General features: G+C 62.6%; 14 protein-coding genes. 8 read left to right on the top strand and 6 right to left on the bottom strand.

All coding sequences use genetic code 11. The features are described from left to right. Nucleotides 1-269 precede the first annotated feature (269 nt). Both panB and panC read right to left on the bottom strand, forming a co-directional pair. The gene (gene panB / locus ACVTFQ_RS20390) at nt 270-1,091 is read right to left on the bottom strand and encodes a 3-methyl-2-oxobutanoate hydroxymethyltransferase (protein WP_112436569.1); all 822 of its coding nucleotides are present in this window, start codon (nt 1,089-1,091) and stop codon (nt 270-272) included. After that, nucleotides 1,091-1,960 carry a pantoate--beta-alanine ligase gene (gene panC / locus ACVTFQ_RS20385; RefSeq protein WP_112436570.1) on the bottom strand — a complete coding sequence of 290 codons (870 nt, stop codon included), beginning with the start codon at nt 1,958-1,960 and terminating at the stop codon, nt 1,091-1,093. Before panC ends, panB begins: the two co-directional genes overlap by 1 nt. Before the next feature lie 350 nt (nt 1,961-2,310). Here panC and ACVTFQ_RS20380 point away from each other — a divergent pair, with 350 nt between their 5' ends. Beyond that, on the top strand, nt 2,311-2,982 hold the full coding sequence (locus ACVTFQ_RS20380; RefSeq protein ID WP_112436634.1) for a J domain-containing protein: 672 nt from the start codon (nt 2,311-2,313) through the stop codon (nt 2,980-2,982). A gap of 24 nt (nt 2,983-3,006) precedes the next feature. Here ACVTFQ_RS20380 and ACVTFQ_RS20375 read toward each other — a convergent pair whose 3' ends face one another. From ACVTFQ_RS20375 to ACVTFQ_RS20365, 3 genes are all read right to left on the bottom strand, one after another. Then, the gene (locus tag ACVTFQ_RS20375) at nt 3,007-4,041 is read right to left on the bottom strand and encodes a Tim44 domain-containing protein (RefSeq protein WP_112436571.1); all 1,035 of its coding nucleotides are present in this window, start codon (nt 4,039-4,041) and stop codon (nt 3,007-3,009) included. Between the two features lie 107 nt (nt 4,042-4,148). Then, on the bottom strand, nt 4,149-4,607 hold the full coding sequence (locus tag ACVTFQ_RS20370) for a YbaK/EbsC family protein (protein ID WP_112436572.1): 459 nt from the start codon (nt 4,605-4,607) through the stop codon (nt 4,149-4,151). Nucleotides 4,608-4,646: 39 nt separating this feature from the next. Beyond that, nucleotides 4,647-5,438, bottom strand: coding sequence for a DeoR/GlpR family DNA-binding transcription regulator (locus ACVTFQ_RS20365; protein ID WP_112436573.1), 792 nt, complete (start codon nt 5,436-5,438; stop codon nt 4,647-4,649). 514 nt (nt 5,439-5,952) lie between these two features. Here ACVTFQ_RS20365 and ACVTFQ_RS20360 point away from each other — a divergent pair. Then, a complete protein-coding gene (locus tag ACVTFQ_RS20360; RefSeq protein ID WP_112436574.1) occupies nt 5,953-7,446 on the top strand; it encodes a Do family serine endopeptidase in 1,494 nt (497 codons plus the stop codon). A gap of 84 nt (nt 7,447-7,530) precedes the next feature. Here the strand turns inward: ACVTFQ_RS20360 and ACVTFQ_RS20355 are convergent, their stop codons facing one another. After that, nucleotides 7,531-8,697, bottom strand: coding sequence for a dihydrodipicolinate synthase family protein (locus ACVTFQ_RS20355; protein ID WP_112436575.1), 1,167 nt, complete (start codon nt 8,695-8,697; stop codon nt 7,531-7,533). Between the two features lie 271 nt (nt 8,698-8,968). Between ACVTFQ_RS20355 and ACVTFQ_RS20350 the strand changes: the two genes are divergently transcribed. The 6 genes from ACVTFQ_RS20350 (at nt 8,969) to ACVTFQ_RS20325 (ending at nt 16,282) form a co-directional block, all read left to right on the top strand. Further along, on the top strand, nt 8,969-10,015 hold the full coding sequence (locus ACVTFQ_RS20350) for a LacI family DNA-binding transcriptional regulator (RefSeq protein WP_112436576.1): 1,047 nt from the start codon (nt 8,969-8,971) through the stop codon (nt 10,013-10,015). Further along, complete coding sequence (locus ACVTFQ_RS20345) at nt 10,012-11,016, top strand: Gfo/Idh/MocA family protein (protein WP_112436577.1); 1,005 nt, start codon at nt 10,012-10,014, stop codon at nt 11,014-11,016. Before ACVTFQ_RS20350 ends, ACVTFQ_RS20345 begins: the two co-directional genes overlap by 4 nt. A gap of 5 nt (nt 11,017-11,021) precedes the next feature. Further along, complete coding sequence (locus ACVTFQ_RS20340; protein WP_112436578.1) at nt 11,022-12,635, top strand: acyl CoA:acetate/3-ketoacid CoA transferase; 1,614 nt, start codon at nt 11,022-11,024, stop codon at nt 12,633-12,635. Next, nucleotides 12,628-13,407, top strand: a complete 780-nt coding sequence (locus tag ACVTFQ_RS20335) for an enoyl-CoA hydratase/isomerase family protein (RefSeq protein WP_112436579.1) — start codon at nt 12,628-12,630, stop codon at nt 13,405-13,407. The genes ACVTFQ_RS20340 and ACVTFQ_RS20335 overlap by 8 nt, the downstream gene beginning before the upstream one ends. Beyond that, nucleotides 13,407-14,915 (top strand): aldehyde dehydrogenase family protein, encoded by a 1,509-nt coding sequence (locus ACVTFQ_RS20330; protein ID WP_112436580.1) that lies wholly within the window; start codon nt 13,407-13,409, stop codon nt 14,913-14,915. The genes ACVTFQ_RS20335 and ACVTFQ_RS20330 overlap by 1 nt, the downstream gene beginning before the upstream one ends. A 104-nt stretch (nt 14,916-15,019) precedes the next feature. Next, entirely contained in the window at nt 15,020-16,282 is a 1,263-nt protein-coding gene (locus ACVTFQ_RS20325; protein ID WP_018896757.1) for an ABC transporter substrate-binding protein, read from the top strand. Nucleotides 16,283-16,352 lie beyond the last annotated feature (70 nt).

The following is a 16,352-nucleotide window of genomic DNA, read 5'->3' as shown; positions in this document are numbered from 1 at the left end:
AGGCGCTGCAGACCCGTCGGCGGATGGCCTAAGGCTACAGCATGAAATCACTCCTAAAAATCTTATCTCCGCCGCGAACGCGCGAGTATAGACATCATGCCGTCACTGCTTCACGAAAAGGCGGTATGCGATCGGTATTAGCTGAACGCAACTCGGCCTTGAAGCAAATCGAGTGTAGCGCACTTCCGCAAAGATGCAATTAAGCGCAGGTTTTCGCTACCAAAGCGCGACCAAACATCGCGGGGACACGCCCATGGCATAAACCTCGACTACTTGCGCGGCTGGAAGGTGTGCTCGGCGCCCGGAAACCGGCCGGCGCGGACGTCCTCCGCATAGGTCTCCACCGCTTGCGACACCAGCGGACCCAGCTCGGCGAAGCGCTTGACGAAGCGCGGCTTGAAATCGCTGAACAGGCCCAGCATGTCGTCCGACACCAGCACCTGGCCATCGCAGGCGACCGACGCACCGATGCCGATAGTGGGGATAGACAGAGATGCCGTGATCTCGCGCGCCAGTGGCTCGACAGTTCCCTCGATGACGACGGCAAAGGCGCCGGCATCGGCGACCGCCGCCGCATCGCGGCGGATCTTCGTCGCCTCCTGCTCGGAATGCCCCAGCGAGCGGAAACCGCCCGCCGTGTTGACCAACTGCGGCATCAGGCCAACATGAGCGAAGACTGGCACGCCGCGCGATGTCAGGAAAGCGATTGTCTCGGCCATCTCCTCTCCACCCTCGAGCTTGACCCCGTCGCAGCCCGTTTCCTGCAGGATGCGGACAGCGTTTCGGTAGGCCTGCTCCTTGGATTCCTGGTAGCTGCCGAATGGCAGATCGACGATCACGCAGGCATGCGACACGCCGCGCATGACGGCGCGGCCATGGGCGATCATCATGTCGAGCGTGACGCCGACCGTCGTCTCCATGCCGTAAAGCACCATGCCCAGGGAATCGCCAACCAAAAGCAGATCGCAATGCGGGTCCAGCAGGCGAGCGATGGGTGTCGTATAAGCGGTGAGGCAGACGACGCGATCACCGCCCTTCATCGAGCGGATCGAGGCCGTGGTCAGTCGCTTCTGCTTGCCCTGCGCGCTCATCAAGCAGCCCTCGACTGTGCCGCCAGGCCGATGACGCGGTTATCGAGCAGGCGCGTGCTTCCGATCCGCACGAAAAGCGCCACGAGCGCCGGCGCCGATTGCAGCGAGGTCAGCGGTTCCAGCGTTTCGGGATGCCTGACGGCGACAACCTCGGCACTCGCGAGCGGTTCGGATGCGACAAATCGGGTCAATGCGGCTTCCAGTTCCACGGGATCATCGCAGCCCTCGGCATAGAGCCGGGCCGCTTCGTCGAGCGTCCGCGGCACGATGACGGCAGCGGCGCGCTCCGTCTCGCTCAAGTAGACATTTCTGGAAGAGCAGGCCAGCCCATCGGCTTCGCGCACCGTAGGCACCGCGACCACGTCGACCGGCTGCGCGAGATCCTCGACCATCCGCTTGATCAGCACCACCTGCTGATAATCCTTCTCGCCGAAATAGGCGGCATGCGGCTGGACGATATTGAAGAGCTTGGTGACGACAGTGGCGACACCGGCAAAATGTCCCGGACGGACCTCGCCCTCAAGCTGCCGGCCAATCTCCGGCACATCGACAACTGTCAGCATCGGGCGCGGACACATGTCCGTCACCTCCGGCGCGAACAGAAAGTCGACGCCGGCATTCTTGAGAAGCGCAGAATCCCGCTCGAGATCGCGCGGATAGCGGGCCAGATCCTCGTTGGCGCCGAACTGCAGCGGATTGACGAAAATCGACACCACGGTCACGTCGTTTGCAGCCTTGGAGCGAGAGACGAGCTCCATGTGACCGACATGCAGAAAGCCCATGGTCGGCACCAGGCCTATCTTCTTGCCCTCACGCCGATAGATCTCCAGGCACGCCCTAAGATCCGCTATCGATTTGATAATACGCACGAAACCGTCCTCCGAAGCTCTCCGCCAGCGGGGCTGGCGCAAGAAGGTGGCGGATAGAACTCGATTTGACTGACAGCGTCAACGCAAGCGGCGCCATTATATCGATTAAGCTTCATTGCGACATGCGATTTTCCTATTGCTTTGATTTCCGCGCGGAAAAGGACGTGGCAAGCACGTGCGCCCAATCAAACTGTGGACAGACGGTGGATGCCTTCAGGCAATCCGGGCCTTCACGCAAACTTATGCATTCTTTTGTCCAAACTCTGCCCCAGTGATGGTAGAAGAACGGCATTGATAGACGAATGCCCTTCACGGGTGTCACGACGATGTCCGACAGCAGCGGAGGGACAGTGACCAATCCATACGAGATTCTCGGTGTCCGCAGGGACGCGAGCGATGACCAGATCAAGTCGGCCTACCGCAGGCGCGCGAAGACGACGCATCCGGATTCCGGTGGCGATCCCAGTGCCTTCGGGCGGGTGCAGAAGGCCTATGAACTGCTGCTCGATCCCGTTCGCCGCAAGGTGTTCGACGATACCGGCTATGACGTCGAACTCGCCGATCCCGTCGATCTGCAGGCGCTGATTGTGATCGAGAAGCTCGTCAATGAATTGACGCTGGATGAGCGTGAGCCCGGCACCTTCGATCCGCTCGCGCGCATGCGCGACGATCTCTCCGAGGACATGCGCAAGGCGCGCTTTTCCAAGCGCGAACTCGAGCGCCACGCCGCGCGTATCGAGCATCACCTGGAACGCCTGGAAAAGCGCCCTTCGACCGATATTCTCGGCTCGATGCTGCGCGCCCGCGTTAAGGCGATCGCCTCGGCGATCAGCGAGACCGAGGCCAAGATCAAGGCCAGCGAACGCGCCTGCGAGATGCTTTACGACTATGCCTATGAAGTGGACGTCAGCGAAAACGAAGACGGCCTCCTCACAGAAGAGGAAGCCGCTCCAACCATTGCCGCGCCACGGCGCGAAGATCGGCCGCTCTGGGTCGTGCCTGCCGCAGCCCAGGAGGGCTGAAGCAGGGTTTCAACTCGATAGATATCAGGCTGCGCGCTGTTCGGTGCCCTGGATAGCTGCAAGCTTCCAGTCGGTGCCGGATTTGCGCACGAAGGTCCAGACCTCGGTGCTCTCGGTCGGCGAGCGCGTGTCGCCGCTGACCACCCGGCCGCCATCGCGCTCGATGACAGCGTCGATGGACTGATAGCGCATGGCGAGCGTCGCGTAGTCAGAACCATCTTCACGCCAGGCTTCGGCGACATCGCCCTGCAGCAGCTTGACGTCGCTGACCTGATTGCGAACGCCGTTGGTGGCGTTTTCGCCCAGTTCCTCGGCGAGATAGGACATGGCTTCCGGCGTCGTCAGCTTGCGAAGCGTGCCGTAATCCTCGGCGCCATAGGCGGTCTGAACTTCGGTGAGAAGCTGCTCGAACCGGTCGAGGTCATCAGGCTTGATGCCGATTTCATCGCTCGGCTGATCGTTGCGCGGCGGCTGCGGAGCGGCATTCGAGCCGCCAAGGCCAAAGCCGGCCGCGCCCGAACCGATGCTCGGGATACGGAAGGACGAGTTGCCGTTCGATGCCATCGGGCTGACGCCGCTCGGACGCGCCGAGCCATAGGCCGGCTGCTGGCTGCGATTGGCGAAGAAACGCACGGCGAGCATGATGGCGCCGGCGATCAGAGCGAACTGCAGGAGCATGCCGAGGAAGCCGAAGCCGCCGCCGAACCCGTGACCGAGCAGCATGCCGAGGAGGCCGCCGGCGACGAGACCGCCGATCATCGACCGGCCAAAGCCGCCAAACAGGCCACCACGCTGCTGAGCACCACCCATGGCCGGCTGCGTCGCGGCGCCAGGCGCGTTGGTTTCCGGGCGCTGGCTCATCGAACGATCCATAGGGGCGGCAGGGGCCGGCGCGGTGCGGGTGACCGGCGGCGCCTGGAACGTACGCGTGCCGCGGCTGCCGAAACCGGAGCTTCCTGCCCGCCGCGCATCCGCATCCCCGATGGACGCAAATACGGTAACGCCTGTCAGGGCGGCAATCGCCGCAACCTTGGCAAAACGTGAAACGGCACGAGGCATCTAAAGTCTCCCATATGGCAACAGTTGAGTTTCGACCCCTTATATAGGTTTCTTTTTCTGCGTTTTAAGCTTTGCGTTGAATCTGGTTCAATTGTTCGTGTGTCGGCCTACTGGCAGACGTCAACCCACGTCGCCTTGGTCAGCTCCGCCAGGCGATCCGTCGCGATCCGGACAGCCGAATTGGTCGATCCCGCAGCGGGCACCACCACGTCGAATTGCTTGAGGGAAACGTCACAATAAATGCGCAAAGGCGAAGGAAGCCCGAACGGGCAGACGCCGCCAACAGGGTGGCTGGTCGCCTCGACGACCTCCTCGGCATTCAGCAGCCGCGCCTTGGTGCCGAACGTGTCCTTGAACTTGCGATTGTCGAGCCGCGCCAGACCGCCGGCAACCACGAGGATCGGCGCGTCATCTAGCCGCAGGCAGATCGTCTTGGCGATCTGCGCCGGATCGACCCCATGCGCTTCGGCTGCCTGCGCGACGGTCGCGGAGCTCATTTCGGTTTCGATGATGTCGATATCGGGAGCGGATGCGCTGAGGAATGCGCGGACGGTCTCTAGGCTCATGGGCAACAATCATCCTTGATGGGAGTATTGGAAAGCGTGTCACGCCAGCTCGGTCTGGGGTTGCCTTTGCGTGCTGGTCTCGATCAGCCGCACATCGTTCTCAAGACAGAACTGCCGCACGGATGGAACCGGGCAACGATCAGTAATGAAGGTGTGCACCTGGGAAAGCTGGGCAATCCTGACCGGCGCGGTGCGCTCGAACTTGGTGGAATCGGCGACAAGGATGACATGGCGGGCATTGGCGATGATCGCCTGCGCCACCTTCACCTCGCGGAAATCATAATCGAGAAGCGCGCCGTCCTCATCGAGCGCGGAGGCGCCGATCACGGCATAATCAACCTTGAACTGCCGGATGAAATCGACCGCCGCCTCGCCGACGATGCCGCCATCGGCGCTGCGCACGACACCGCCGGCAATCACCACCTCGATGGCCGGCAGAAGCCTCAGCCGGTTGGCGACGTTGATGTTGTTGGTGATTACCATCAGCTCGTGATGATTGACGAGGGCCTCGCCGACCGCCTCGGTTGTCGTGCCGATATTGATGAACAGCGACGCATTGTTGGGAATGAGGCTGGCAGCGGCCAGGCCGATTGCCTGCTTTTCGCTCGACGCGATCTGACGTCGCGCCTCGTATTTGACGTTCTCGGTTCCACTCGGGAAGACCGCGCCACCATGCACCCGGGTCAGGATCTGAGCGTCGCAGATGTCGTTGAGATCCTTGCGAATGGTCTGCGGCGTCACGGAAAAATGCGCTGCCAGGTCCTCGACGAATATCCGGCCTTTCGACTTGGCCATATCGACGATTTCGGTTTGACGGTCGCTCAGGAACATTGTGCGAGTGCTTTCGCTTCAGTTTCGTTTTCTGCCCGAATACCCATAACAGAGCCGAAGCCGGCACGCAAAATGCGGTGATGACTTTCATTTATGACAAAAATTCGCGGCTCGGGTCACTTTACTGTGTATCGACGCGCCGGTGGTGCCGGGCTAGTGAAGCGCCGCGTCCCAGCCCTGCGGCGGACCACGCAATGCCTCCCAAGGCTCTTCCGCGATCGGCAGCTTGTCCGAGGACAAAGCACGGCCGATCGCGGTCGAAATTTCCCCTCAAAACCACCCAGATATCGGCCCGGAAAACAGCATCCGGCCTGCGATAGTTGTCGCATTCGCGAGCGCGAAATATACTTCGCCACGCATCATTAAAGTCCTGTAATAAATGACGAAAACGTAACAATTACCTAATCTATATTTAATTTGAAAATACAGTTCGGCCGGCAGATATGTATCTCACGCGTCTATTACTGGTGAAAGCCATCACGCGATCGAGCAACACATCCAAAGGACAGACATCATGTCGAACATCCTCAATCGCCGCCGGTCAGCAGCCCTTCTCGGTGCGGCAATCATCGTTGGCGCGGCCTCGCTTCCTTATGCGTTCGAAACGTCATCGGCCGTAGCGTCGCCGGCGTCAGTCGCCACCTCCCCCAACGGCAGTGGTTCGTTTGCCGATGTCGTCGATGCCGACAAGCCGGCGGTCGTGACCATCGTCACGACGATGAAGGCATCGGGCGCCTACGACGGCACCGACAATTCCGAGATGCAGCAGCAGTTCAAGCAGTTCTTCGAACAGCAGGGCATTCCGGTCCCGCATCAGGCACCGCAAGCGGGTGAGCATGCGCAGGCCCTCGGCTCCGGCTTCATCGTCAGCCCGGACGGCTACATCGTAACCAACAACCACGTCATCGCCAACGCCACCGATATCAAGGTAACGCTCGACGACGGGACAGAACTGCCAGGCAAGCTGATCGGCGCCGACGCCAAGGCCGATCTCGCCGTGGTGAAGATCGAGGCGCCGAAAGCGTTGCCGACCATCGCCTGGGGCGATTCCGGCAAGCTCAAGCTCGGCGACCAGATTCTGGCGATCGGCAACCCCTTCGGCATCGGTACGACGGTGACGGCGGGCATCGTCTCGGCGCGCGGCCGGGATCTGCACAGCGGCCCTTATGACGACTTCATCCAGATCGATGCGCCGATCAACCACGGCAATTCGGGTGGCCCGCTCGTCGATCGCGACGGTCATGTCGTCGGCATCAACACCGCGATCTATTCTCCGAACGGCGGCAGCGTCGGCGTCGGCTTCGCGATCCCGTCCGATGAAGCCAAGACGATCGTCGCCAAGCTGCAGAAGAACGGCTCCATCGAGCACGGCTATCTCGGCGTTCAGATTCAGGGCGTCACCCAGGATGTCGCCGATGCGATCGGCCTTGCCAAGCCGCAAGGCGCGCTGGTCGCCGATGTCTCGGAAGGCTCGCCCGCGGCCAAGGCCGGCCTCAAGGCCGGCGACGTTGTCACCAACGTCGGAAGCGACAGCGTGACATCGCCGAAGGATCTCTCGCGCCTCGTGGCCGACCTCTCGCCCGGCGACAAGCAGACCGTAACAGTCTGGCGCGGCGGCAAGAGCGTCGAGCTCAAGGTTGCGATCGGCGGAGGCGATGACGGACAGCAGCTTGCAAGCGCCGGCGGCGCTGAAAAGCATGCGCAGAGCGGACCGAGGATCGGCGTCGCACTTGCCGATCTCACCCCCGATATCCGCGCCCAGCTTGGCCTGTCGCAGAAGGTCGAAGGCGCTGTCATCGCCAACGTGGCGCCGGACAAGCCCGCCGCAAAGGCCGGCCTGCAGACCGGAGACATCATCCTGTCGGTGAACGACAAGACCGTTCACGACGCGAGCGAAGCTAAGAACGCGGTGGCGGATGCAGCAAAGACCGAGAAGAAGTCCGTGCTGCTCCTCGTACAGCGAGGCGGCAACAAGACCTTCGTGGCTGTTCCCTTCGCTGCGGCCTAGCGTTCGGAAGGACCGGCGTCACCACACGCCGGTCCTTTTATTCATTGATACGACCACCATAAGCGGGGCGGCCTTCCGCCCGGCTTATTGCACGCCGAAGACACCCACGAAGTTCTTCATGCGCTCAGTCGCCAGCTCCGGCCGATCGAGCACATTTGCCTTATCGGCCAGGCGGAAGATATCCGCGTAATGATTGATGCCGCGTGCCGATTGCATGCCGGCGGGCAGGCTGAAATGGCTCTGATGGCCGTTCAGCCAGGCCAGGAAGACCACGCCCGCCTTGTAATATTGCGTCGGCGCCTCGAAGATCTTGCGCGACAGCGGCACCGTCGGCTCGATCACGGAGCGGAACGTCGTGGTATCGCCCGCAGCCAGCGACGCAAGCGCCTTGGAGGCCGACGGCGCCACGGCGTCGAAAATGCCGAGAAGCGCGTGGCTGTAGCGCTTGCCATCACCCTCGATCAGTTCCGCGTAATTGAAGTCGTCGCCGGTGAAGCACATCACGCCCTCGGGAAGCCGGTCGCGAAGCTGCACTTCCTTGGCGTTGTCGAGCAACGAGATCTTGATGCCTTCGACCTTGCTCCGGTTTTCCTTGATGATATCAAGCGCGCACGCAAGCGCCGGCTCGAAATCAGCACTTCCCCAATAGCCGGCAAGGTTGGGATCGAACATGTCGCCCAGCCAGTGAAGGACGACCTTGTCCTTCGCCTGCGATAGAATACGGCTATAGACCTTGATGTAATCGTCGGGCGATTTGGCGACGCGGGCAAGCGCGCGGCTCGCCATCATGATGGCGCGGCCACCGTTCTTTTCCACGAATTCGATCTGCGTCTCGTAGGCCTTGATCACGTCGTCCAGCGAGCGTGCATCGGCGGCCGCCAGATGGTCCGTACCGGCACCGCAGGCAAGATCGGCGCCCTCGACATGGCGCGCTTCTTCCAGCGAACGGCGAATGAGTTCCTGCGCGCCTGCCCAATCAAGCCCCATCCCGCGCTGCGAGGTGTCCATGGCTTCGGCGATCTTGAAACCCAGGCTCCAGAGATGGCGCCTGAAGGCGATCGTCGTATCCCAGTCGATCGCCGGCTTGCCCCAGGGGTCCAAATCTCGGCGCGGATCGGAGACGACGTGGGCCGCGGCGTAGGCAATCCGATTGAATACCGGTGGCTTGGACGGCCGCTCGATCGGGGTTCCGACAAGGCGATATTCGCGAACGGCACCATCGGCGTCAGGCAGATTCAAGGTCAAGCTCATGGGGTCCTCCTCAAGACGTGGACAATGCAATAATTTGGATCGTTCCAAATTGCAAGCCTGTTTTCGGCATCAAAAGCAAGGCGTCGCTTATCGCTTTAGAGACGTTAGCTAGCGGCAAAACTGAATGTTTTGTGCCATTTTGCACCGCAACAGATGCTTTCCGGTGAATTCGCCCGCAGACATCGACGCGGCTCGATTAACTCCGCTTGACAAAGTTGGAACGTTCCAATTATTAACAGTGAAAATTGGCGCAGACCAAGGGAGGACATTCATGGGCAAGGGACGGGTCACCGTCATCGACATCGCGAAGGCTGCCGGCGTTTCCAAGTCGACAGTTTCGCTGGTGCTGCAAGCCTCGCCCCTGGTGAATGAGAGCACCCGCACGAAGGTCAACGCCGTGATGCGGGAACTTGGCTATGTGTATAATCGCGGCGCGGCGAACCTTCGCCAGGCGAATGCGCGATCGAAGATCATCGGCATCGTCGTCAACGACCTGACCAACAGCTTCTTCGCCGAACTTGCCGTGGGCGTGGACACGGTGGTGCAGTCGGCCGGCTTCGTGCAGTTCCTGTCCAACACCAGCGAAAGCATCGATCGCCAGCGCGAGGTCATCGCCTCGATGCGCGAGCACGGTGTCTCGGGCCTGATCATCTCGCCGGCGCGCGGCACCGAAGCGGTTGATCTGAAGCCGCTTGTCATGGCCGGCATTCCGGTCGTGCTCGTCGTGCGCAACATCCCCGGCGCCAAGGTGTCGTCGCTTGTCTCCGACAATCATGCCGGCACCTTTGCCGCCGTCGAACATCTGGCGGCACTCGGCCACAGCCGTATCGCATTCGTCGGGGGCTTCCCGGACACCGCCGTATTCGACGAGCGCCTGGGCGGCTATCGCGACGCCATGTCCAAAACCGGCACCGGTTTCCAAGAGCAGCTGGTCGTCTCGTCCGCGCCATCGCGCGCCGGCGGCGTCGATGCGCTTGCCCGCGCCATGGCCATGCCCGAGCCGCCGACGGCGGCCGTCTGTTTCAACGATGCGGTGGCCTTCGGGGTCTGTGACGGGCTGAGAGCGCGCCGCATCGAACCCGGCAAGGACTTCGCCGTCGTCGGTTTCGACGACGTGATCGAGGCGAAGACGACGGTGCCGGCACTGACCACGATCTCGGTCGATCCGCAGGGAATCGGCCAACGCGCAGCACAGATGCTGCTGAAGCAGATCAACGCTGGAAAGCCGGAAGCGGAATCGGCCGTGAGCTCGGTGCGCCTGATCGTGCGTGAAAGCTGCGGCGCGGCGATGAACAAGCCTGGGAGGAAAATGGCATGACGGTTCGTTGGGGTCTCATCGGCGCGAGTACGATCGCGCGCGAATGGGTGATCGGAGCAATTCGCGCCACTGGCGGCGAGGTCGTCTCCGTCATGAGCACCAGCCCGGAGCGCGCCCGCTCTTATGCCGCCGAGAACAATATCGGCAAGCATGTCTCCGATCTCGACGCTCTGCTCTCCAACCCCGAGATCGATGCCGTCTATATCTCGACCACAAACGAGTTGCACTGCGCCCAGGCAATCGCCGCCGCGCGCGCGGGCAAGCACATTCTCTGCGAAAAGCCGCTGGCTCTGTCTCTCGAAGATGCCCGCGCGATGGCCAAGGCCGCCGATGAGGCGGGCGTCGTTCTCGCCACCAACCACCATCTGCGCAATGCTTCGACCCACAGGGCGATGCGTGACGCAATCGCGGCCGGCAAGATCGGAAAGCCGCTCTCGGCGCGCGTATTTCACGCCGTCTACCTGCCGCCGCATCTGCAGGGCTGGCGGCTCGACAAGCCGCAGGCCGGCGGCGGCGTCATTCTCGACATCACCGTGCATGACACGGACACGCTGCGCTACGTGCTCGGACGTAACCCGGTCGAGGTAATCGCGTTCTCGCAGGCCGGCGGCATGGGCAAGGAAGGCCTGGAGGACGCCGTGATGGGCGTCATGCGCTTCGAAGACGAGATCATCGCGCAGTTCCACGATGGCTTCACCACGAAATACGCCGAGACCGGTCTGGAGGTTCACGGCACCGAGGGCTCGCTGATCGGCCGCAATGTCATGACCCAGCGGCCGGATGGCACGGTGACCTTGCGGACCGCAGACGGCGAGCAGTCGCTGCCGGTCACCGGCGGCAATCTCTACGAAACCGCGCTCACCGCGTTTCACGCCGCCGTCGCCGGCAACGGCAGGCCGTCGGCAACGGCCAAGGATGGCATCTGGTCGCTGGCGACGGGTCTCGCGGTCGCCCAAGCGGCGCGCACGGGCGCTGCGGTGCCGGTCAAGACAGGACTTTGAGAGAGATGAGCAAGCACATCACCCCATCGCAAGCCGCTGACCTGATCCCCGATGGCGCCGTCGTTTCGGTCTCCTCGTCCAGTGGCCTCGGCTGCCCCGACCTGATGCTGAAAGCCATCGGCGAGCGCTTCGAGGCCACCGGCCATCCGCGCGACATCACCACGCTGCACCCGATCGCGGCTGGCGACATGAGCGGGATCAAGGGCATCGATCACATCGCGCGCAAGGGTCTCCTGAAGCGGATCATCGGTGGCTCCTACCCTTCCGGCCCGTCGACCGCCGAACCGCCGCTGATCTGGCAGATGATATCAGGCAACGAGATTCCGGCCTACAACATTCCCTCCGGCGTGATGTTCGACATGCACCGCGAGGCAGCCGCAAAGCGGCCTGGCGTTCTGACGAAAGTGGGGATGGACACGTTCGTGGACCCGAAGCGTCAGGGCTGCGCGATGAACGCCGCCGCCCAGGAAACGCCCGTGGTCAAGCGTGTCTCCTTCGAGGGAGACGACTGGCTGTTTTTCCCGGCGATCAGGCCCGATGTCACGATCGTCAGGGCGACGACGGCCGACGAGCACGGCAACCTGACCTATGAGCACGAGGGCGCCTATCTCGGCGGGCTCGACCAGGCTCTCGCGGCCCGCAACAATGGCGGCATCGTCATCGCGCAGGTCAAGCGCCTCACCAAGCAGGGCTCGCTGAAGCCGCATGATGTGCGCGTACCGGGCATGCTGGTGGACTACGTCATCGTCGATCCAGAGCAGAAGCAGACGACACAGACGCTCTACGATCCCGCGATTTCAGGCGAAATCTTCCGCCCGCTCGATACGTTCCGTGTGCCCGAATTCAACATTCAGAAGGTGATCGCGCGTCGCGTCGCGCAGGAACTGCAGGCCAATAGCTGCGTCAATCTCGGCTTCGGCATCTCGGCGAATGTGCCGCGTATCCTGATGGAAGAAGGGCAGCACGGGGCCGTCACCTGGGTGATCGAGCAAGGTGCGGTCGGTGGCGTCCCGCTGCTCGACTTCGCCTTCGGCTGCGCCTCAAACGCCGATGCCTACATGCCATCGCCCTACCAGTTCACCTATTTCCAGGGTGGCGGTTTCGACGCGTCGCTCCTGTCCTTCCTCGAGATCGGCCGAGATGGCTCGGTCAATGTCTCCAAGCTCTCCTTCCGTCCGCATGTGACGGCTGGAGCCGGCGGCTTCGTCGATATCACCGCTCGCGCGCGCAAGATCGTCTTCTCCGGCATGTTCAATGCCGGCGCCAAGCTCGGCATCGCCGATGGCAAGCTTGTGATCGAGAAGGAAGGCAAGCTGAAGAAGCTGGTCAACGAGGTCGAGCATGTGACCTTCTCCGGCCGCCGGGCGATCGAACAAGGGCAGGACATCACCTATGTGACCGAGCGCTGCGTAATGAAGCTCACCGCCGACGGGATCGTCCTGACCGAAATCGCACCCGGCATCGACCTGCAGGCACATGTTCTGGATCAGTCGGAGTTCCCGCTCTTGGTCGCCAAGGACCTCAAGGTGATGGACGCCAGGCTGTTTGCAGAAGAGCCGATCGGATTGTCGCTTCCAGTGAAAAGTGCCCGCGTTCTGGAGGGCACCTTCCATGACTAGCGGAACCGTGCGCATCGATATCGACGGCTCTCTCGCCATCATGACCGTATCGCGGCCCGAGAAGCTGAATGCGCTCGACCTCGACATGCTGAAGGCTCTGTCGGAAGCCGCCGACGCGGTGGAAGCCAATCCGGATGTGCATGTCGCCATCCTTACCGGCGAAGGCAAGGCCTTTTCGGCCGGCGGAGACATCAAGGCTTGGGGGCACATGGCGCCGCAGGAGTTCGGGCACGCCTGGGTGCGCTACGGCCATCGCGTCTTCGAGCGTCTCGCCACGCTTCGCGTTCCCCTGATCGCCGCGCTGAACGGACACGCGCTCGGCGGCGGGCTGGAGCTTGCCGGCCTTGCCGACATCAGGATCGCCGAAGAGCAGATCAAGATCGGCCTTCCGGAAACCGGCCTCGGAATGATCCCCGGCTGGTCGGGCACACAGCGTCTCGTCAAGCGGTTCGGCGCGCAGATCGTCCGCCGCATGGCATTGGGCGGCGAGATCTTCACCGCTGAGGAAGCGCGCCAGTGCGGCATGGTCGACATGGTCGTCGCCACGGGCACAGCCCTCGATGCGGCACGAGACTACGCACGCCGCGTCGCGACGCGTGGACCGGCGGCACTCGAGATCACCAAGCTGATGATCGCATCGGCCAATGGCGAGGACAACGGCACGGCGGTCGAGGCGCTCGGCTCGATCCTGGTCGCCAAAACCGGCGACCTCAAGGAAGGCGTTACCGCATTCAGCGAGAAACGCCCGGCACAGTTCAAGGGAGAATGGTAATGACGGTTCTGGTCACCCCGAAGGCGCTCGCCAATCAGACGGTCCGCGACTTCAAGATGCTGATCGACGGCAAATGGATCTCCGGCAATGCCGCGCCGATCGAGCGCGTCGCACCAAGCCACGGCGTCGTTGTCAGCCGCTTTCAGGCCGGTTCCAACGCCGACGCCGAGCGCGCGATTGCAGCCGCGCGCAAGGCGTTCGACACCGGCCCTTGGCCGCGCATGACGGCATCGGAGCGCTCCGCGATCCTGCTCAAGGCCGCCGATCTCATCGCCGCCAGGGCCGATGAGCTTGCCTATCTCGATGCGATCGAGGCCGGCAAGCCGATCAGCCAGGTCAAGGGCGAGATCGCAGGATCGGTCGATATCTGGCGCTATGCCGCGGCGCTCGCGCGCGATCTGCATGGCGAAAGCTACAACACGCTGGGCGACGGCACGCTGGGTGTCGTGCTGCGCGAAGCTATCGGCGTCGTCTCGATCATCACGCCGTGGAACTTCCCATTCCTGATCGTCGGCCAAAAACTGCCCTTCGCGCTCGCGGCAGGCTGCACCTGCGTGGTCAAGCCGTCGGAGCTCACCTCGGGCTCGACCGTCGTGCTCGGTGAAATCCTGCAGGAAGCCGGCGTTCCCGATGGCGTCGTCAACATCGTGACCGGCACGGGCGCCGAGGTCGGCGCGATCATGACGTCGCATCCCGACGTCGATATGGTTTCGTTCACGGGCTCGACCGGCGTTGGTAAGCTGACGATGACCAATGCGGCGCAGACACTGAAGAAGGTCTCGCTGGAGCTCGGCGGCAAGAACCCGCAGATCGTGTTCCCGGATGCGGACCTCGACGCCTTCATCGACGCGGCGGTGTTCGGCGCCTATTTCAACGCCGGCGAATGCTGCAATGCAGGCTCGCGGCTGATCCTGCACAAGTCCATCGCCAGCGATGTCGTGGCGCGCGTGGCGGCGCTCGCCAAGCATGTGAAGGTCGGCGATCCCCTCGACCCGACCACGCAGGTCGGCGCGATCATCACGCCGCAGCATTTCGACAAGATCGCTGGCTACGTCGCGGCCGCAAAGAGCGCCGGCGCCGAAATCGCCCACGGCGGTGAAGCGCTTGATCTGGGCATGGGCCAGTTCATGGCGCCGACCATTCTCTCTCAGGTCACACCGGGGATGACGGTCGCGCGCGAGGAGGTGTTCGGCCCCGTTCTCTCGGTCCTCACCTTCGAGACCACCGAGGAGGCGATCGAGATCGCCAACTCCATCGATTACGGCCTCTCGGCCGGCGTCTGGAGCAAGGATTTCGATACATGCCTGACGATCGGGCGTAGAGTACGCGCGGGAACCGTTTGGATGAACACATTCATGGACGGCGCATCGGAGCTGCCGTTCGGGGGATACAAGCAGTCCGGCCTCGGACGCGAACTCGGCCGCCATGCGGTAGAGGATTACACCGAGACGAAGACGCTCAACATGCATATCGGCAGCCGCACCAACTGGTGGATGCCCAGGAGCTGAGGACCGGCGGGGAGCCGGTCTGCAGAAACCACGCTCGAGGAGGGCGGGGGATACGGAACGAGAATGGGTCTCGTTTCGCGAACTTGAAAACGGGAGGTTTTCAAATGCGCAGATTTCTAACGGCGACCGCCGTGGTCGCATTGGCAGTTGGTGCTGTGGGCGGTTTGGCCCGCGCTGCCGATGTCAAGGAAGTGCAGATGCTGCATTGGTGGACGTCGGGTGGCGAAGCCGCCGCGCTCAACGTGCTGAAGGGCGACCTGGCGAAGGAAGGCTACGCGTGGAAAGACGTGCCCGTCGCCGGCGGCGGTGGCGACGCCGCGATGACCGCGCTGAAGGCGATGGTTGCGGCAGGCACCTACCCGACCGCTTCGCAGATGCTCGGCTACACCGTTCTCGACTACGCGCAAGCCGGTGTGATGGGCGATCTCACCGAAACCGCGAAGAAGGAAGGCTGGGATAAGTCTGTTCCGGCAGCGCTGCAGAAGTTCTCCGTCTATGACGGCAAGTGGGTCGCAGCTCCAGTCAACGTTCACTCCGTCAACTGGCTCTGGATCAACAAGGCCGTGATGGACAAGATCGGCGGCACGCAGCCGAAGACTTTCGAAGACCTCGTTGCCCTGCTCGACAAGGCGAAGGCAGCCGGCGTCACGCCGCTCGCTCTCGGCGGTCAGAACTGGCAGGAAGCCACCATGTTCGACAGCGTCGTGCTCTCGACCGGCGGACCGGAGTTCTACAAGAAGGCCTTCAACGAACTCGATGAGGAGTCGCTGAAGTCCGACACGATGAAGAAGTCCTTCGACAACCTGGCCACGCTGATCAAGTATGTCGATCCGAACTTCTCCGGCCGCGACTGGAACCTTGCGACCGCCATGGTCATCAAGGGTGATGCGCTGGTGCAGGTCATGGGTGACTGGGCGAAGGGCGAATTCGTCGCCGCCAAGAAGACCCCCGACACCGACTTCCTTTGCTACCGCTTCCCGGGCACCGATGGCAGCGTGATCTACAACTCCGACATGTTCGGCATGTTCAATGTTCCCGACGATCGCAAGGCCGCCCAGGTGGCGCTTGCGACGGCAACGCTGTCGAAGAGCTTCCAGTCGGCGTTCAACGTCGTCAAGGGCTCGGTTCCCGCTCGTACCGACGTGCCGGATACCGATTTCGACGCCTGCGGCAAGAAGGGTATCGCCGACCTGAAGGCAGCCAACGAAGGCGGCACGCTGTTCGGCTCGCTGGCACAGGGCTATGGCGCGCCTCCGGCCGTTGCCAACGCCTATAAGGACGTCGTCTCGAAGTTCGTTCACGGCCAGATCAAGACCTCCGACCAGGCCGTCGAGGAACTCGTGAAGGCAATCGACGACGCCAAGTAATCGGCTCCGAGCATGGTCTTCCCCGCCTCGGATGGCGGGGAAGATATCGACTGCCAACGTCACCCTTGGG

Source organism: Rhizobium sp. O111 (genome assembly GCF_055616315.1).
This window is presented reverse-complemented; position numbering and strand designations above follow the sequence as displayed.